Genomic DNA, 16,320 nt, shown 5'->3' on the forward strand with positions numbered 1-16,320 from the left:
CACGCGGCCGGAAGAGAGCGATCGCCCTCCTCCCCACGCTGAACGACTGGAGCCGCGTCACGCTCTCAGGCGCCGGGAGTCGGCGGCCGCGCCCCGCCACGACGATCACGGCCTCGTCATCCAGCACTCCGGCGAGGGCGTCGAGCATGCCGCTCATTCCGGCCGTCGCATTCGCGCCGTGCCACTGCGTCTGGTCGCCATAAGGGACGTCGGTCATCACGATGAGCTGTCCACCGCCGACCGGCACGCGCCGCAGCTGCTCCGAGTCGAACACATCCGCGCGTGCCACGGAGAACGGCAGCGGCCCTCCGCGCGCGGCCAGCCGCTCGTGCAACCGACCCGCGGCGTCGGCGGCGCGGACGTAGGAGGGTTTGCCGTAGCGCCGTGCGCGGTCCAGGAGCTCGGCGGATCGGGCGGCCAGTCCGCCCTCGGACAAGAGGTCGAGGTTGCGCCGCGCGAGCGCGAGAGCAGCGGCGTCGATATCGGAGGCCACCACTGCCGTGATCGCCTCCCTGTGCGTGAGCGACACGGCGGTCAGCAGGTATCCGCTCCCGCAGCAGGGGTCCCAGACCACCACGGGGCCGCCTCCGACGGCGATGACGGCACGCTGGAACATCTCCGTGGCCAGACGGACCGGGAACGCCGGGAAGCCCGGCGCCGAGAACAGGGCACCGCCCGGTGACAGATCCTCGTTGTTCTCCCGCGCCGCGTAGCGGTAGGTCACGGGCTTCACCCTGACCGGCGGCGCTGCCGCGCAGCCTCGTACAGGGCCACCGTCGCTGCGCTCGCCGCGTTCAACGAGCTGGCTGCTCCACCGATCGGAATCCGAGCGATGAGATCGCACCCCGTTCTCCAGGCGGCGCTGAGCCCTGACGTCTCATTGCCGATGACGAGCAGTGTCGGGGTGGTGAGGTCGAGATCGGCGATATCGTGCGTGCCGTTCTCGTCCGTGCCGATCACCGTGAAGCGGCGTCCTTCGGCGTGCAGCGCATCGCGCCAGGCGAGCACCTGGTGCGGGGAGGGGGTGCGGACCGTCGGCAGGGCGAACAGGGAGCCGGTCGACGCACGCACCGCCTTCGGGTCGTAGGGGTCGGCGGCGTGTCCGGTGATGATCGTGCCCGCGCCGCCGAAGGCATCCACCGAGCGGAGTAGTGTGCCGATATTGCCGGGAAGAGCGGGGCGATCGAAGGCGACCCCGAGGAACGAGGGGGCGACGGTGATGCGCGAGAGGTCGTCGGCGGGCATATCCGCGACCGCGACGAGTTCCGGCACCTCCTGCTCCTTATCGCTGAGGCGGCGGAGAAGATGCGGTGCCATGGCCACCGTGTCACCCTCGGCACGGCGCAGCATCGCTCGTGCCCAGGTGGACAGAGGGCGCTCCGCGTCATAGATGAGCGTCGGCAGTCGCCACCCGTGTTCGTGGGCGAGGTTGATCGGCCGGACGCCCTGGACGAGGAACGCCCGAGCGCGCTGACGCTTGTTCCTGTTGCGCAGGAGCGCTTCCCACTGCTGAAACCCTGCGTCCGCGCGGGAGACACGCATCGCCCCGCCCATGGTCCGCCCTCCGCTGTCCTGGATCCGGGTCTCAGGCTCGCGGATGAGGTCGTCCGTCGCTCGATCGCATCGGACGGATGAAGTCGGGTGTCCGCTCGCCGGGCCATCGGCATTCCGGTAGTGTCGCGGGCATGTCCGCCCCCACCCAGACCCCGCAGCGCGAGGCATTCGGCTCGCGGAACGTGTTCATCCTCTCGGCGATCGGCTCCGCTGTCGGGCTCGGCAACATCTGGCGCTTCCCGTACGTCGCGTACGAGGGCGGCGGAGGCGCGTTCCTGATCCCGTACCTCTGCGCCCTGCTCACCGCGGGCATCCCGCTGCTGTTCCTCGACTACGCGATCGGCCACCGGTTCCGCGGCTCCGCGCCCCTCGCGTTCCGCCGACTGCACCGCGCCGCCGAGCCGCTGGGCTGGTGGCAGGTGCTGATCTGCGTCGTGATCGCGGTCTACTACGCCGTGATCGTCGCGTGGGCGGCGATGTACACCTGGTTCTCCGCTCAGCTGACCTGGGGCGCCGGCAACGAGAACGACTACTTCTTCATCGAGTTCCTGCAGTCGGCGGACGTGGCCGAGGTCGGGCTCTCCGGGGAGTTCGTCCCGCAGGTGGGCCTGCCGCTGATCGCGGTCTGGATCGTCGTGATCGCGATCATGGCGCTCGGTGTGAAGCGCGGCATCGGCCGCGCCAACATGATCCTGATGCCGCTGCTGACGCTCATGTTCGCCATCCTCGTGGTGCAGGCGCTGTTCCTGCCGGGCGCGTTCGACGGCCTCAACGCGTTCTTCACCCCGAACTGGGAGGCGCTCGCGGACCCGGGCGTGTGGGCCTCGGCGTACGGCCACATCTTCTTCTCGCTGTCGGTGGCCTTCGGCATCATGGTGACCTACGCGTCGTACCTCAAGCGCAAGACCGACCTCACGGGCTCCGGGCTCGTGGTCGCGTTCGCGAACTCGGGTTTCGAGATCCTCGCCGGCATCGGCGTGTTCGCCGCGCTCGGGTTCATGGCGCAGGCCCAGTCGACGGAGGTGGCGGGGGTCGCCACCTCGGGCATCGGCCTGGCCTTCGTGGCCTTCCCCACCATCGTGTCGCAGGCGACGGGCGGCTCCGTCATCGGCGTGCTGTTCTTCGGCGCCCTGGTCTTCGCCGGCATCACCTCCATGATCTCGATCCTCGAGGTGATCGTGGCGGCGCTGCAGGACAAGCTGGGCTGGGGTCGCGTGCGGACCACCCTCATCGTGTCGATCCCCCTCGCGGTGATCTCGATGGCGCTGTTCTCCACCACCACCGCACTGTCGGTGCTGGACACCACCGACGCGTTCGTGAACGCGTTCGGCATCATGGCGGTCGCCCTCGTGGCGGTGATCGTCGTGGCCTGGGTGCTGCACAAGCTCCCTGAGCTGCAGGAGCACCTGAACCGACGGTCCAGCTTCCGGGTCGGCCTCGTGTGGCGGCTGGCCGTCGGCGTGCTCGCACCGGTGGTGCTCGGCTACCTGCTGATCAGCGAGCTGGTGACCAAGATCTCCGAGCCCTACAGCGGCTATCCGGCGTGGTTCCTCGGTGTGTTCGGCTGGGGCATGGTCATCGTGCTGATCGTCGGTGGCGTCCTGCTCTCGCTGGTGCCGTGGAGCGGCCGCTCCCGCGCGAAGGACGACACCGGCTACGACGACTTCCTCGAAGAGGAGGAGTACGCCGCCGACCCGGAGACCGCCAGCATCGCGCTGCCCGGCGCGCGTGCGAAGGGAGCAGACGCATGACGACCACAGCGATCGTGATGATGATCGTCGCGATGGTCACGGTATGGGGCGGCCTGGTCGCGGCCATCGTGAACCTCGCACGCCACCCCGAGGTGGACGACGCCGAACCGGCGGTCCCGACGGAACTCTGACCGTTCTCGTCGATCCGGCCCTTCGCGCGTCGGATCCGCGAGAGGATCGACGCATGCTTCGAGACATCAGCGCCGTCGTCTTCGATGTGCTCGGGACGCTCGTCGACGAGCCGCATGGCATCATGACCGCCGTGCGCGAGGCCACGGGCGTGGACGACGCCTCCGCCGAGCGGCTCCTCGCGACCTGGCAGCGGCACATCGAGCACGAGCAGCAGCGCATGGCCGAGGGGGAGCGCCCCTATGCCGACAGTCGCACGCTCGACCGCGAGGCCGCAGAGCTCGTGCTGCAGCAGGCCGGGGTCGGCGGAGCGGCGGCCGTGGAACGGCTCTCCACCGCCGCGGAACGGCACCCCGCGTGGGAGGACTCCGCGGAGGGGCTGCGACGCCTCGCCGGACGGTTCCGCGTGTTCGGGCTCTCGAACGCCGAGCCGCGCACCCTCGAACGGCTCGGCCGCCATGCCGACCTGAGCTGGCATCGGGCGCTCTCCGCGGACGCCGTGCACGCCTACAAGCCGGACGCGGCGGTGTACCGCCTGGCCGTGGAGGAGGCGGGCGTCGCGCCGCAGCAGGTGCTCATGGTCGCCGCTCACGCGTGGGATCTGCGCGGAGCCCAGGCCATCGGCATGCGCACCGCGTATGTGCAGCGCCCGGTGGGCGATCCGCCGCGCGACGGCGACGACTTCGACGGGCAGTTCAGGGGGCTCGACGAGCTGTACGAGGCGCTCGCCGCGGGCTGAGGCTCACGCGGCGGGCGCGTGCACGGCGCCCAGCGGGTCGCACTCGGTGGACTCGTCCACGACGCCGAACCGGAGCAGAGCCCCGGGGTCGGCAGGGAGCGGCACCGCGAGGTCGGGGTGCGCGGCCAGCAGCAGGAACTCCGCCGACGTCCCGGTGATGCGCAGGGATCCCGCCGGGCGGCATTGGACGACGACGCGGACCTCGCCGGAGGCCTGGTGCACGGCGGCGTCCGTGATCGACCACGCCGTGTAGCGGTTCGCGGATGCCGAACCCGCCCAGTCCTGCGCGGTCACGCCGGTCACACGGAGCAGGGCGGTGGTGCCACGGAGCCGCGACGACTGGCGGAGCTCGAGCAGCACCCCGACCGTCCCGCCCAGCACGTCGACCACGACGCGAGTGAGCTGCGCGCCGACCAGGGCATCCGCGTGGACGAACGGATTCTCCGAGTCGTGCAGCCCGGGAAGGTCCGAGGGGACGCCGAAGAGGAGATCCTTCACCTGCATGCCGACTCGCTCCCCGTGTTCCCCCAGAGACTCCGACGATACGGGATCGGCGTTCACACCGCCGGAACCGGGGTGTGAACATGCGGGACCTCGGCGCCTCCGATCGGATCGGACCAGAATGATCGGGTGAGCCGCGGCGGTGCGCGGGGATTCTGGAAGAGAAAGGAGGACCCGTGATCGGCACCCTCAACGCCCTGGTCGACCTCGTCGAATCCGGCCAGGCCGAGGAGCTCGATGTGGCCGCGCTCGCGAGCGCACACGGCACGACCGAGTATCACCTGCGGCGGATGTTCTCGGCCCTGGCCGGCATGCCGCTGTCGGAATACGTGCGTCGTCGCCGGATGACGCTCGCCGCGGCGGAGCTCACCGGCGGGGCGCCGAGCCTGTTGGACGTGGCCGTGCGCCACGGCTACGGCTCTGTCGAGGCGTTCAGCAGGGCGTTCCGTGCCGTGCACGGCATCAGCCCCGCGGAGGCGCGCCGTGACGGGGGACCTCTCCGCACACAACCCACGCTCCGGTTCCGCCTGAGCGTCGAAGGGAGCACCCCGATGGACGTCACCATCACCCACCGCCCCGCGTTCGTGCTGGCCGGTCATGCCACCCAGGTCCCGCTGCAGCACGTGGGGGTGAACCCGCGCATCCAGCAGCACATCGCGGCGATCCCACCCGAGGAGCACGCGCGGCTGAAGCAGCTGAACGACACGGAGCCGGCGGGCATCCTCGCCGTCACCGCGGACGTGGAGCCCGATGCGCCGGAGGGCACGCCGCTCACGTATCTCCACGGTGTCGCGCTGCAGGAGAGCACCGTGGTGCCGGACGACCTCGACGCGCTGCGGCAGGACGCCGGGACGTGGGCCGTGTTCGCCGCCGACGGCCCGTTCCCGGAGACGCTGCAGAACCTCTGGGCGGCCACGGCCACCGAGTGGTTCCCGTCGAACCCGTGGCGGCTGCGACCGGGGCCGTCCGTGGTGCGGTACCGGGAGTTCCGCGGCGACGCCGCCGCGTGCGAGCTCTGGCTCCCGGTCGAACCCGCCTGAGCAGCGCGGGGTCGAGGCGCCCGTTCCGCGGCTCGACCCCGCGATGTCCGAGGCCTCTGGCACACTGTGCGGCGACAGGTCCGCACGCGGAGAGGCAGCCGATGGCAGCGATCGACCCCAAGAAGACCCTCGACTCCTACCGGGCGAAGCGGGGGGAGTTCCGCGTGCTCGAGGTGCCGCCGTTGCAGTACCTCATGATCGACGGGGCGGGTGACCCGAACACGTCCGCGATGTATGCGGAGGCGGTGTCCGCGCTGTTCCCGCTGGCGTACACGCTCAAGTTCGCCAGCCGTGCCGAGCTCGGGATCGACACGGTCGTGATGCCGCTGGAAGGGCTCTGGCACGCGGCCGACATGGAGTCGTTCACGTCCCGCAGGGACAAGTCGGCCTGGGAGTGGACGCTCCTGCTGATGGTGGGCGACCACGTCACCCCTGAACTGTTCGCGCGGGCGGTGGACACGGTCGAGGCGAAGACCGCGAAGAAGGGAGAGGGCCTTCCCGCGCTCCGCTCGGTGCGACTCGAGACGCTGCACGAGGGGCTGTGCGTGCAGACGCTGCACGTCGGACCGTTCGACGAGGAGGGTCCGGTGCTCGACGAGCTCCATCACCGTTTCATCCCCGACAACGGGCTGCGCATGACCGGGCTGCACCACGAGGTCTATCTGAGCGACCTCCGCCGCACCGACCCCGCGAAGCTGCGAACGATCCTGCGGCAGCCGGTCGAGCGGGTCAAGCGGGTCACCTGAGCGGACCACGAGTCCGACCGAAAGCAACCCCCTGATCCGCCCGGATCCCGACCGATACGCTTCGACCATGAGCACCGTCAAGCACGCGGCGCGCGTGGCGAAGGACTCGACCGCGTTCCGACGCACCGCCCGCGTCGGCTTCATCGTGCTCGGCCTCATCCACGTCGTCATCGGCGCGATCGCCATCAGCATCGCCCTGGGCGCCTCGGGTGACGCCGATCAGGACGGCGCGATGGAGCGGATCCGTGACAACCCCATCGGCGGGCTGCTGCTGCTGTCGATCGCCGCGGGGCTCATCGCCCTCGCGGTGTGGCAGATCGCCAGCGCCTTCCTCGCCGCCGACCCTGCCGAGACCAAGAAGTGGGGGCGCCGCATCAAGCTCGCCGGGATCTCGGGCTCCTACCTCGTCGTCGCCGGACTCGCGATCATCTACGCGATCGGCGGCCGCGCGGAGTCCGAGGAGGCATCGCGCACACTCAGCGAGATCGTGCTGGCGGCTCCCGGTGGCGTCGTGCTGCTCGTGGTGCTCGGACTGTCCGTGATCGGTGTCGGCGCGGGCTTCGTGGTGGGGGGCATCACGCGCTCGTTCGAGAAGCTGATCGACCTTCCGACCGGCGCTGGTCGTGCGGGCATCGTGACCCTCGGCGTGGTCGGCTACCTCGGGAAAGGCATCGCCGTGGCCGTCACGGGAGTGCTGTTCGTGGTCGCGGCCGTCACACAGGACCCGGAGAAGGCGGCCGGCTTGGATGCCGCCCTGCACAGCCTGCTCACGCTGCCGCTCGGCGGCCTGGTGCTGGGGCTCGTCGGCGCGGGGTTCGCGGTGTACGGCATCTTCTGCATGGCTCGCGCCCGCCTCGCGCGCATGTCGTAGCCCTCGGGACCGCGCCGGGCCCATCGCGAAGATGGGAGACTGGAACGATGAGCGCTTCTCCCGGAGTCGACGTGATCGCACCGCTGACCGAGACCGAGGTGCAGCGGATCCGGGCGGACTTCCCGATCCTGCACACGGAGGTCAACGGTCACCCCCTCGTGTACCTGGATTCGGGCGCCACGTCGCAGCGGCCGAACGCGGTGCTGGACGCCGAGCGTGACTACGCGACCACCCTCAACGCCGCCGTGCACCGCGGGGCGCACACGCTCGCCGCGGAGGCCACCGAGCTCTTCGAGGACGCCCGCGGCGCGCTCGCCCGGTTCGTCGGCGCCGGCGAGGACGAGATCGTCTGGACGTCGAACGCCACCGAGGCGATCAACCTCGTCGCCTACGGCCTCTCCAACGCCTCGCTCGGACGCGGGGGCGCAGCCGCCGCGGGGCTCCGACTCGGCCAGGGCGATGAGATCGTCACCACCGAGATGGAGCACCACGCGAACCTCATCCCGTGGCAGGAACTGGCCGCACGGACCGGGGCCACGCTGCGGGTCATCCCGCTCGACGACGACGGAGCCCTGCGGCTGGACGTCGCCGCGGAGCTGATCTCCGAGCGGACGAAGCTGGTCGCGTTCACCCACGTGTCCAACGTGCTCGGCGTGATCAACCCGGTCGAACAGCTCGTGACGCTCGCGCGCGGCGTGGGTGCGCTCACGCTCCTCGACGCCTGCCAGTCCGCACCCCATCTGCCCCTGGACGTGCGAGCGCTGGGCATCGACTTCGCCGTGCTCTCCGGCCACAAGATGCTCGGACCGACCGGGATCGGCGCGCTGTACGGTCGCCGCGAGGTGTTGGCCGCGCTGCCGCCGTTCCTCACGGGCGGCTCGATGATCACCACGGTCACCACGACGGAGGCGGAGTACCTGCCGCCGCCGCAGCGGTTCGAGGCGGGCACCCAGCGGGTTTCTCAGGCCATCGCGCTCGCCGCAGCCGTCGACTACCTGGGCACGGTGGGCATGGAGCGCATCGCCGCGCACGAGGCCGCCTTCGGTCGTCGTCTGGTCGAGGGCCTGCGCGAGATCGACGGCGTGCGGGTGCTGGGCGCCGACATCGCGCTGCCCCGCGTGGGTCTGGCGAGCTTCGACGTGGCGGACATCCACTCGCACGACGTCGGGCAGTACCTCGACGACCTGGGCATCGCCGTCCGCGTCGGCCACCACTGCGCGCAGCCGCTGCACCGTCGGCTCGGAGTCACGTCCTCGACGCGCGCGAGCACCTACCTGTACACCACCGAGGCGGAGGTGGACGCCGTGATCGCGGGCGTCTCCGGCGCCATCGAGTTCTTCCGGAGGGGCGCATGAGCGACCTGCAGAACCTGTACCAGGAGCTGATCCTGGATCACTCCCGCACGCCGCACGGCTACGGCCTGCGCGCCGAGGTCGCGGCGCAGTCGCACCAGCTCAACCCGACGTGCGGCGACGAGATCACGCTGCAGGTGCATCGCGGAGCGGACGGCGCCGTCGAAGCCCTCGCCTGGGAAGGGCACGGCTGTGCGATCTCCCAGGCGTCGGCGTCCCTGCTCGCCGAGCTCGCGGAAGGCCTGAGCGTGGAGGAGCTGGAGCTGCGCATCGCAGCGTTCCGCGAGGCCATGCGCTCGCGCGGCACGATCGCCCCCGACGAGGAGCTGCTGGGCGACGCCGCCGCACTGGGCGGGGTGTCGAAGTACGTGGCACGGGTCAAGTGCGCGATGCTCGCCTGGGTCGCGGCGGAGGACGCGCTCACCCGCGCCTGAATCGGGACGGTCGGGGAATACGGACGCGCCGGTCGTGTTGGTCCGTGCATGACTACTCTCGGAATCATCGGTGCAGGCAACATCGGCAGCCAGGTCGCCCGCGTGGCGGTCGCGAACGGCTACGACGTGGTGATCGCGAACTCGCGCGGGCCGGAGACGCTCGCGGATCTGGTGGCGGAGCTCGGGCCCCGCGCACGGGCGGCGACGGCGGAGGATGCGGCCGCCGCGGCGGAGGTGGCGGTCGTCACGGTGCCCCTGCATGCGATCGATCAGCTCCCCGCCGCGGAGCTCGCCGGCAAGATCGTCCTCGACACGAACAACTACTACTTCGAGCGCGACGGCCGCATCGAGGCCCTCGACAAGGGGGAGACGACCACCTCCGAGCTGCTGCAGCAGCAGCTTCCGGAGTCGCGCATCGCGAAGGCCTTCAACCACATCTACGCGAGTGAGATCACGACGGACGGCACGCCCGCCGGCACCCCCGGCCGCCGCGCTCTGGCGACAGCGGGTGACGACGCGGAGGCGGTGGCCTTCGTCACCCGGTTCTACGACGAGGCGGGTTTCGACACCGTCAACATCGGCCCGCTGAGCGAGTCGTGGCGGGTCGAGCGGGATCGCCCCGCGTACGTCGCGCGCCAGGATGCCGAGGAGCTCGCCGCGAACCTCGCGAAGGCCAACCGCCTGCCCTGACCCTCGCGGAGGGAGGCGCCACCCCGGTCATGGGATACCAAAGTTGAGGAACCCCTGGTCGGGGTGGGACAATGCCCGGATGGCGGGGGCTGCGGGGTCGAGCGGCGAGCTCGAATCGGTCAGGGTCACGAGGATCCTGCGCGACGACATCGTGCTCGGGCGCCGGCCTCCGGGGTCGCGGCTGATCGAGCGCGACATCGCGGCCGAGCTGAACGTGTCCCGGCTTCCTGTGCGGGAGGCCATCCGCACGCTGGTGGCGGAGGGCGTCGTGATCGCGCGACCGCGCACCTGGGCGGTTGTGCGCGAGTTCACGCACGATGACATCCGCGCGTTCGCGGAGGTGCGGGAGGCGATCGAGACGCTCATCTTCGTGTTCGCCGCGGAGCGTCACGACGCGGCGGGCATCGCTCGGCTCTCGGAGGCCTACCGCCGGGAGCTCGTGGCCGCGCGCGACGGAGACGCCGAGACCGCGCGTCGGGCGGCCGCGGAGTTCCACGAGGTGGCGGTCGACCTCGCCGCGAACGAGATGCTCGGCGAGCTGATCGCCGTGTTCCTCACGCGGCTGCGCTGGCTGTTCGGTCAGCACGACGATCTGCTGGCCATGGCCGATGAGCACCGCGTGATCCTGGAAGCCGTGGCGGCCAGGGACACGGCGGCTCTGCGCGCGATCATCCCGGCGCATCTGGCGAGCGGACAGTCGGCGGCGGAACGCCGTCTGGCGCGCGCCGACATCGCGCTCTGAGAGGCCCGAAGCCGCGCGGAAGGGGCCGCGGCGCCCGGTCGCTCGGTTGTATATTGGTGCGGTCGGAGTCGGTCCGGTCATAGTCGCGCTGTCCTGGGGAGCGAGATGCGCAATCTTGCTGTCGTCGTGGGGGGTCTCCTGCTGCTGGGCGGCGCCGCGCTCGTGGTGATCGCCGATCAGGAGCGGGCCGCGGCACTCGACGCCGTCAAGGCCGAGATCGTCCGCGTCGAGGACGCCCTCGCCCGTTCGAACGGCGAGAACCTGGAGCTGGCCGAGAAGCTCACGGCGCTGCGCGCGCAGATCGCCGAGCAGGATGCGCAGCTCGCCGACACGACGGGCTTCCTGCAGTGATGCGTCGTGTGCTCGCAGTGACGGTCACGGCGGCCGTGCTGCTCGCCGTCGGGGTGCTGGCGCGTGCGGACGCCCTGGAGCAGGAGCGGGCGGAGGCGCTGACCACGCTGAGCGCCCTCGCCGATCGGTACCGCGACTCCGGACAGCGCACCGACTACCTCGCCGGTGCGGTGGAGCGGGCGGAGCAGGACACCGCCGATCGGACCGCGGTCCTCGCGGTGCGTCCGGGGTTCCTGGCAGAGATCACCGCGCTGGGCACGGCACTGCAGGGCGCAGCGGGCAAGGTCGACACGTCCGCACACCTCGCCTCGGCGCTGTCCGCGCAGCAGACGGTCCTCGCGGAGAAGGCGAACCCCGATACGGTCGTCGCGGCGACGGCCACCGTGCACGCGATCGCCGAGAAGGTCGGCACCGAGGTCGCCTCGTGGCAGGCGGCGCAGAGCGCGGGTCCCGGCCCCGGCGGCCCCCGCTGGAGTTCGAGCGGCCCCGACGGATATGCCCGCGTGCGGGCGGCGCTGGACCGCGTGGGCGGCGGCGGCGTGGGGCTGTACGAGTCGTCGTCGTGCGCGGGCGGCAACGCACCGGCCTGCGCCAACAGCAACGGCTACATCAAGTACCGCGCCGACATCGCGGGCTGGAGCACGGGCCGGTTGAACTGGGCGATGGCGCATGAGCTCGCGCACATCTACCAGTTCCGGGTGTGGGGCGCCCTCACCTCGTCCGGTGCCTACGGCGCGCTGTTCGGCAGCGATCCCGAGTTCCTCGCCAACTGCATGGCCGTGGTGCGGGGCTTCCCTGGATCGGTCGGCTGCAACGGAGATCAGCAGGCCTGGGCCTCCGGCATCTGGGTCGGCGCGGTGCGCTGAGCCGCTCGCGGCGCGTCAGGCGACGGGGGTCCTGGTGTCGATCGCCGCACGCAACGGTCGGCGCATGGCCTTCCAGTACGCAGATGGAGCGAGGCGCACCAGCACGTCGATGAGTCGCGCCTCCCGCCCCACCATGGTCCGGGCGGCCCTGCGCTCGGTGGCGCGGATGATGCGGGCCGCGGCGTCTGCGGGGTCGGTGTGGTACATCGCGGCCTGCGCGGCGGCGGCTCGTGCGGCCACGGCGGGATCGATCGCGGCGGCGTAGCGGCCGTGCAGGATGATCCCGGTGCGCACGCCCGCCGGGTACACGGCGCCGACCGAGACGGTGCTGCCCTCGAGCTCGTGGCGCAGCGCCTCGGAGAACCCGCGCACGGCGAACTTCCCGAGGGCGTACGGGATGCGCCCCGCGGGGGCCGCGAGCGCGTAGACACTCGCCAGGTGCGTGATGTGCGCAGCGGGGGCGGCGCGCAGCGCGGGCAGCAGCGCCTTGGTGATCGACACGGTGCCCCAGAGGTTGACGTCCGTGAGCCAGCGCATCTCCTCCATGGTCAGCTGATCCAGGTCGCCCAGCATCGACGACCCTGCGCACGTGATGAGCGCCGTGATGCGCGGGTGCCCGGCGGCGATGTCGTCTGCCGCCGCGAACACGGCATCGTCGTCTCGGAGGTCGACGACGTGTGTCGTGACGGTCGCCGGCGACAGCTCGGCGGCGAGAGCGGCCAGTGCGGTCGCGTCGTGGTCGAGCAGCGCGAGCGAGACGCCGCGGGACGCGAGCCGGCGGGCGATCTCTGCCCCCATCCCGTTCGCGGCGCCGGTGATCACGGTGGTGCCGCCGGCAAGGTCGAGGTGCTTCATTGCCGCCTCCTGCGGGGCGTGATCCGGGCCAGTCACGGCGAATGTCGGCTGCATGCGAGATGCTGATCCGGAACCATTCTGGCCGAGACCGGGCCGCATCGATACCGCTACGCTCGAAGGAAGGAGGTGCCGGTGGGACGGACTGCGGATGCCATCGCCGAAGGCGTCGCGATCGCGACCGCCGCCGCGCGCCTCGCCGTGAAGAACCACATCCTCATCGGCACCATCGCCGAGGACGGCGTGTTCGACCTCGACCGCTACGTGGACGATGCGCGGGAGGCGCTGCGCGCGATGGCGGAGGAGTCAGAGGAGGCGGCGGCCACCGTGACCGCCCTGCGCAAGCGTGCGCGGGGGCGCCACTCCGACCCCGTCGGCACGCACGACTACCGCGACCGCGATGTGCGCAACCTCCGCCGCCGCGCCAAGCAGTCCACGGGGGTCGCGCAGCGGCTGCGGGAGATGATGGACGACCGCGAGCAGCTCGAGCGCATCGTGGAAGAGGCCAGAGCTGCGGCGTGGGCCGATGTGCGGCACAACCTCGACCGCCGGCTGCGTGTGGAGGGCATGCGCCCTGACCAGGACCCGGACTACGCCCGCATGCGGGAGGCGCGGATGCAGGCCCTGCGCCTGGTCGATCTGCAGGCCCTGTCGTCGCAGCAGCGGGCGAGGGAGAAGCGCCGGAAGAAGCAGCAGAAAGCGGCAGCCAAGGCCGAGTGAGGCCTCGTTTCGCTTTCCCGTCGCGACTGTTGTAGGCTTGACGTCGGCCCGCTGGGCGGTTCAGCACCGCGGGTCATGCGCCTCTAGCTCAATGGATAGAGCATCTGACTACGGATCAGAAGGTTGGGGGTTCGAGTCCCTCGAGGCGCACACTGTGTTGAGACAGTACAGAACCCCCGTCGCGAGAGCGGCGGGGGTTTCTGCTGTCCCGGGCGTGGCGCTCCCGAGGGGCCGGGCTAGACGAGGCTCGTGATCGCGGGGTCGCGACGGGCCACCTCGGCCGCGGTCGACAGGATGACCTCGCGCATCGCGGCCACCGCCACGGCGGGGCTCACGTCGGAGCGGTGCGCCAGGCTCACCGTCCTGGTCATCGCGGGGTCCGAGAGACGCACGGAGCGAAGGGTCGGGCGCTCGTAGAGCACCATCGCCGGCACCACCGCGACGCCGAGGCCGCGCTCGACGAACCGCAGCACGGAGTCCATCTCCCCGCCCTCCAGCACGAGGTCGGGAGTGAGGTCGGCCGCGCGGAAGGCCGCGTCGGTCGTGGCGCGCAGCTCGTAGCTCTCGTCGAAGGCGATCAGGGGCAGTGTGGCCAGGTGGCTCAGCGGGATGGCAGGAGTGCGCGCCACAGGGGGGCGCGCGGCGGAGGACACCACGACGAGCTCTTCCGCGAGGAGCGGCGTGCGGGTGAGGCTCACGCCGGCGGGGGCGGGACCGTCGGACTGTGTGATGAGGGCCATGTCGACCGCGCCGACGGCGAGCTGTTCGACGAGCAGGCGCGACCCGCCCTCGATGAGGCGGAGGTCGACGCCGGGGTGCGCGTCGTGGAAGGAGCTGACGGCCTCCGCGACGAGGCTGATGCAGAGGGTGGGCGGGGCGCCGAGGCGCACGCGACCGCGGCGGAGGCCGGCGAGCTCGCCCATCTCGTCGCGGATGGCGTCCGCTTCGGCGAGCATGCGCTGGGCGCGCGGGAGCAGGGTCTCTCCGGCGGCGGTGAGCGCGATGTGGCCGCGGGCGCGGTGGAAGAGCTCGGCGCCCAGTTCGCGTTCCAGGGTGGAGATCTGCCTGCTGAGGGACGGCTGGGCCAGGTGCAGGTGCTCGGAGGCGCGGGTGAAGTGTCCGAGGCGGGCGACTTCGACGAACCCGCGGAGTTGCTCGAGGTTCATGTCTCATAGCCTACCCGCATGGTTTCAACTCGAACTATGCATTGGAGTAATTAGGATCGCCTAACTAGCGTCGAGAGCATGACTGCACCCGAACGACAGATCTCCACCACGATCCTCGTGATCGGCACGGGCGGCTCCGGCCTGCGCGCGGCGATCGAGGTCGCCGAACACGGCGTGGACGTGCTCGCGGTGGGCAAGCGCCCCCGTCACGACGCCCATACCTCCCTGGCCGCCGGTGGCATCAACGCCGCCCTCGGCACGATGGACGCGGAGGACAGCTGGCAGCAGCACGCCGCCGACACCATCACCGAGAGCTACCTGCTCGCCAATCCGCACACGGTCGAGGTGGTCACCCGCGGTGCGGAGCGCGGCATCCGCGACCTGGAGCGCTGGGGTATGGACTTCGCCCGGGAGGACGACGGCCGCATCTCGCAGCGCTTCTTCGGCGCACACACGTACCGCCGCACGGCCTTCTCCGGCGACTACACGGGCCTCGAGATCCAGCGGACCCTGGTGCGCAAGGCCGAGCAGCTGCACGTGCCCATCCTCGACAACGTCTACATCACCCGCCTCCTGGTGCGCGACAACGTCGTGTTCGGCGCCTACGGCTTCGACCAGGCGGACGGCACCCGCTACCTGATCCACGCCGACGCGGTGATCCTCGCCGCGGGAGGACACAACCGCATCTGGCGCCGCACGTCCTCCCGCCGCGACGAGAACACCGGCGACTCCTTCCGACTCGCGGTCGACGCCGGTGCGCGACTGCGCGACCCCGAGCTCGTGCAGTTCCACCCCTCCGGCATCATCGAGCCCGAGAGTGCCGCGGGCACCCTCATCTCCGAGGCCGCGCGCGGCGAGGGCGGCATCCTCCGCAATGCCCTCGGTGAGCGGTTCATGCAGCGGTACGACTCGGAGCGCATGGAGCTGTCCACCCGCGACCGCGTCGCGCTCGCCGCGTACACCGAGATCAGGGAGGGCCGCGGCACCGAGAAGGGCGGCGTATGGCTCGACGTGTCGCACCTTCCCCGCGAGACGATCATGACGCGGCTGCCGCGCGTGTACCAGACGATGATGGAGCTGCAGATGCTCGACATCACGACCGACCCGATCGAGATCGCGCCGACGGCGCACTACTCCATGGGCGGGGTGTGGGTGCGCTCGGAGGACCATGGCACCGACGTCGACGGACTGTATGCGATCGGCGAGGCGTCGAGCGGCCTGCACGGTGCGAACCGGCTCGGCGGGAATTCGCTCATCGAGCTGCTGGTGTACGGCCGCATCGTCGGGCAGGCGGCCATGGCCCACGCGGCCGGGCTCGACGCCCAGCGACGGTCCGCCGACGCGGTCGCGTCCGCCCGCGCCGAGATCGACGACCTGCTCGCCGCGGAGGGGCGTGAGAACGTCCGCGCTCTGCAGCGCGCGATCCGCAATCTCATGACCGACTACGCGGGTGTCGTGCGCTCGGAGGACGGACTGCTCGCCGGACTCGCCGACCTCGACATGATCGAGGGGCGGATGGAGGACATCGGCATCCATCCGGACATCGCGGGGTTCCAGGACCTCGCGCACGCGTTCGACCTCAAGGCCTCGGCTCTCGCCGCCCGTGCCACCCTGGAGGCCGCGCTCGAGCGCAGGGAGACCCGCGGCTGCCACAACCGCAGCGACTACCCCGACACCGATCCCACGCTGCAGGTCAACCTGGTGTGGTCGCCCGGCACGGGGGTCACGCGCGAGGAGATCCCGCCCATCCCCGCCGAGATCGCCGAACTCATGCGCGACGTGGACACGGCGGGGAAGCTGGTCGAGTAGACGGAAC

Annotated in this window: 18 protein-coding genes, 1 tRNA gene and 1 pseudogene; 15 read left to right on the forward strand and 5 right to left on the reverse strand. The window is 71.1% G+C overall.

Annotated features, from left to right (window positions below; all coding sequences use genetic code 11):
• Both M3C17_RS17220 and M3C17_RS17225 read right to left on the reverse strand, forming a co-directional pair.
• Positions 1 to 724, reverse strand: a pseudogene (locus M3C17_RS17220) (hypothetical protein); the annotation flags it as partial.
• Positions 725 to 729: 5 nt separating this feature from the next.
• Positions 730 to 1,542 (reverse strand): TrmH family RNA methyltransferase, encoded by an 813-nt coding sequence (locus M3C17_RS17225; protein WP_259979205.1) that lies wholly within the window; start codon positions 1,540 to 1,542, stop codon positions 730 to 732.
• A 143-nt stretch (positions 1,543 to 1,685) separates the two neighbouring features.
• Here M3C17_RS17225 and M3C17_RS17230 point away from each other — a divergent pair, with 143 nt between their 5' ends.
• The 3 genes from M3C17_RS17230 to M3C17_RS17240 are packed head-to-tail and all read left to right on the forward strand — an operon-like array spanning position 1,686 to position 4,173.
• Positions 1,686 to 3,305 (forward strand): sodium-dependent transporter, encoded by a 1,620-nt coding sequence (locus M3C17_RS17230; protein ID WP_259979206.1) that lies wholly within the window; start codon positions 1,686 to 1,688, stop codon positions 3,303 to 3,305.
• Positions 3,302 to 3,436 (forward strand): methionine/alanine import family NSS transporter small subunit, encoded by a 135-nt coding sequence (locus tag M3C17_RS17235; RefSeq protein WP_259979207.1) that lies wholly within the window; start codon positions 3,302 to 3,304, stop codon positions 3,434 to 3,436. The genes M3C17_RS17230 and M3C17_RS17235 overlap by 4 nt, the downstream gene beginning before the upstream one ends.
• A 53-nt stretch (positions 3,437 to 3,489) precedes the next feature.
• Positions 3,490 to 4,173 (forward strand): haloacid dehalogenase type II, encoded by a 684-nt coding sequence (locus M3C17_RS17240; RefSeq protein ID WP_259979208.1) that lies wholly within the window; start codon positions 3,490 to 3,492, stop codon positions 4,171 to 4,173.
• Positions 4,174 to 4,176: 3 nt separating this feature from the next.
• Here M3C17_RS17240 and M3C17_RS17245 read toward each other — a convergent pair whose 3' ends face one another.
• On the reverse strand, positions 4,177 to 4,677 hold the full coding sequence (locus M3C17_RS17245) for a hypothetical protein (RefSeq protein WP_259979209.1): 501 nt from the start codon (positions 4,675 to 4,677) through the stop codon (positions 4,177 to 4,179).
• A gap of 173 nt (positions 4,678 to 4,850) precedes the next feature.
• Here M3C17_RS17245 and M3C17_RS17250 point away from each other — a divergent pair, with 173 nt between their 5' ends.
• The 9 genes from M3C17_RS17250 to M3C17_RS17290 all read left to right on the forward strand — a co-directional run bounded on the left by M3C17_RS17250 (position 4,851) and on the right by M3C17_RS17290 (position 11,766).
• The gene (locus M3C17_RS17250) at positions 4,851 to 5,714 is read left to right on the forward strand and encodes a helix-turn-helix domain-containing protein (protein ID WP_259979211.1); all 864 of its coding nucleotides are present in this window, start codon (positions 4,851 to 4,853) and stop codon (positions 5,712 to 5,714) included.
• 101 nt (positions 5,715 to 5,815) lie between these two features.
• Positions 5,816 to 6,460 (forward strand): GyrI-like domain-containing protein, encoded by a 645-nt coding sequence (locus M3C17_RS17255; protein WP_259979212.1) that lies wholly within the window; start codon positions 5,816 to 5,818, stop codon positions 6,458 to 6,460.
• A 67-nt stretch (positions 6,461 to 6,527) separates the two neighbouring features.
• On the forward strand, positions 6,528 to 7,331 hold the full coding sequence (locus tag M3C17_RS17260; RefSeq protein WP_259979213.1) for a DUF1206 domain-containing protein: 804 nt from the start codon (positions 6,528 to 6,530) through the stop codon (positions 7,329 to 7,331).
• Between the two features lie 47 nt (positions 7,332 to 7,378).
• Positions 7,379 to 8,686: an aminotransferase class V-fold PLP-dependent enzyme gene (locus tag M3C17_RS17265; RefSeq protein WP_259979214.1), complete on the forward strand. Its 1,308-nt coding sequence runs from the start codon at positions 7,379 to 7,381 to the stop codon at positions 8,684 to 8,686.
• Positions 8,683 to 9,117 carry a Fe-S cluster assembly sulfur transfer protein SufU gene (gene sufU, locus M3C17_RS17270; RefSeq protein ID WP_259979215.1) on the forward strand — a complete coding sequence of 145 codons (435 nt, stop codon included), beginning with the start codon at positions 8,683 to 8,685 and terminating at the stop codon, positions 9,115 to 9,117. The genes M3C17_RS17265 and sufU overlap by 4 nt, the downstream gene beginning before the upstream one ends.
• Before the next feature lie 48 nt (positions 9,118 to 9,165).
• Positions 9,166 to 9,807 (forward strand): NADPH-dependent F420 reductase, encoded by a 642-nt coding sequence (locus tag M3C17_RS17275; RefSeq protein WP_259979216.1) that lies wholly within the window; start codon positions 9,166 to 9,168, stop codon positions 9,805 to 9,807.
• Between the two features lie 79 nt (positions 9,808 to 9,886).
• Positions 9,887 to 10,549, forward strand: a complete 663-nt coding sequence (locus M3C17_RS17280; RefSeq protein ID WP_259979217.1) for a GntR family transcriptional regulator — start codon at positions 9,887 to 9,889, stop codon at positions 10,547 to 10,549.
• Between the two features lie 105 nt (positions 10,550 to 10,654).
• A complete protein-coding gene (locus M3C17_RS17285; RefSeq protein ID WP_259979219.1) occupies positions 10,655 to 10,900 on the forward strand; it encodes a hypothetical protein in 246 nt (81 codons plus the stop codon).
• Positions 10,900 to 11,766: a hypothetical protein gene (locus M3C17_RS17290; protein ID WP_259979220.1), complete on the forward strand. Its 867-nt coding sequence runs from the start codon at positions 10,900 to 10,902 to the stop codon at positions 11,764 to 11,766. Before M3C17_RS17285 ends, M3C17_RS17290 begins: the two co-directional genes overlap by 1 nt.
• Positions 11,767 to 11,781: 15 nt before the next feature.
• Here the strand turns inward: M3C17_RS17290 and M3C17_RS17295 are convergent, their stop codons facing one another.
• Positions 11,782 to 12,621 (reverse strand): SDR family oxidoreductase, encoded by an 840-nt coding sequence (locus M3C17_RS17295; protein WP_259979221.1) that lies wholly within the window; start codon positions 12,619 to 12,621, stop codon positions 11,782 to 11,784.
• 132 nt (positions 12,622 to 12,753) lie between these two features.
• On the opposite strand from M3C17_RS17295, the gene M3C17_RS17300 reads away from it, so the two are divergent.
• Both M3C17_RS17300 and M3C17_RS17305 read left to right on the forward strand, forming a co-directional pair.
• Positions 12,754 to 13,338, forward strand: coding sequence for an asparagine synthase (locus M3C17_RS17300; RefSeq protein ID WP_259979222.1), 585 nt, complete (start codon positions 12,754 to 12,756; stop codon positions 13,336 to 13,338).
• Positions 13,339 to 13,415: 77 nt separating this feature from the next.
• A tRNA-Arg gene (locus tag M3C17_RS17305) sits at positions 13,416 to 13,488 on the forward strand.
• Positions 13,489 to 13,574: 86 nt separating this feature from the next.
• On the opposite strand, the gene M3C17_RS17310 is transcribed toward M3C17_RS17305, so the two are convergent.
• A complete protein-coding gene (locus M3C17_RS17310; RefSeq protein WP_259979223.1) occupies positions 13,575 to 14,504 on the reverse strand; it encodes a LysR family transcriptional regulator in 930 nt (309 codons plus the stop codon).
• A 78-nt stretch (positions 14,505 to 14,582) separates the two neighbouring features.
• Between M3C17_RS17310 and M3C17_RS17315 the strand changes: the two genes are divergently transcribed.
• Positions 14,583 to 16,313: an L-aspartate oxidase gene (locus M3C17_RS17315; RefSeq protein ID WP_259979224.1), complete on the forward strand. Its 1,731-nt coding sequence runs from the start codon at positions 14,583 to 14,585 to the stop codon at positions 16,311 to 16,313.
• Positions 16,314 to 16,320 lie beyond the last annotated feature (7 nt).

Origin of the sequence: Microbacterium sp. p3-SID336 (assembly GCF_025143365.1) — a bacterium.
Classification (GTDB): domain Bacteria; phylum Actinomycetota; class Actinomycetes; order Actinomycetales; family Microbacteriaceae; genus Microbacterium.

Coding starts and splice junctions, on each gene's coding strand:
- M3C17_RS17225 (WP_259979205.1), bottom strand. CDS start 1,542: ATGCGTGTCTCCCGCGCGGACGCAGGGTTTCAGCAGTGGGAAGCGCTC.
- M3C17_RS17230 (WP_259979206.1), top strand. CDS start 1,686: ATGTCCGCCCCCACCCAGACCCCGCAGCGCGAGGCATTCGGCTCGCGG.
- M3C17_RS17235 (WP_259979207.1), top strand. CDS start 3,302: ATGACGACCACAGCGATCGTGATGATGATCGTCGCGATGGTCACGGTA.
- M3C17_RS17240 (WP_259979208.1), top strand. CDS start 3,490: ATGCTTCGAGACATCAGCGCCGTCGTCTTCGATGTGCTCGGGACGCTC.
- M3C17_RS17245 (WP_259979209.1), bottom strand. CDS start 4,677: ATGCAGGTGAAGGATCTCCTCTTCGGCGTCCCCTCGGACCTTCCCGGG.
- M3C17_RS17255 (WP_259979212.1), top strand. CDS start 5,816: ATGGCAGCGATCGACCCCAAGAAGACCCTCGACTCCTACCGGGCGAAG.
- M3C17_RS17260 (WP_259979213.1), top strand. CDS start 6,528: ATGAGCACCGTCAAGCACGCGGCGCGCGTGGCGAAGGACTCGACCGCG.
- M3C17_RS17265 (WP_259979214.1), top strand. CDS start 7,379: ATGAGCGCTTCTCCCGGAGTCGACGTGATCGCACCGCTGACCGAGACC.
- sufU (WP_259979215.1), top strand. CDS start 8,683: ATGAGCGACCTGCAGAACCTGTACCAGGAGCTGATCCTGGATCACTCC.
- M3C17_RS17275 (WP_259979216.1), top strand. CDS start 9,166: ATGACTACTCTCGGAATCATCGGTGCAGGCAACATCGGCAGCCAGGTC.
- M3C17_RS17280 (WP_259979217.1), top strand. CDS start 9,887: ATGGCGGGGGCTGCGGGGTCGAGCGGCGAGCTCGAATCGGTCAGGGTC.
- M3C17_RS17285 (WP_259979219.1), top strand. CDS start 10,655: ATGCGCAATCTTGCTGTCGTCGTGGGGGGTCTCCTGCTGCTGGGCGGC.
- M3C17_RS17290 (WP_259979220.1), top strand. CDS start 10,900: ATGCGTCGTGTGCTCGCAGTGACGGTCACGGCGGCCGTGCTGCTCGCC.
- M3C17_RS17295 (WP_259979221.1), bottom strand. CDS start 12,621: ATGAAGCACCTCGACCTTGCCGGCGGCACCACCGTGATCACCGGCGCC.
- M3C17_RS17310 (WP_259979223.1), bottom strand. CDS start 14,504: ATGAACCTCGAGCAACTCCGCGGGTTCGTCGAAGTCGCCCGCCTCGGA.
- M3C17_RS17315 (WP_259979224.1), top strand. CDS start 14,583: ATGACTGCACCCGAACGACAGATCTCCACCACGATCCTCGTGATCGGC.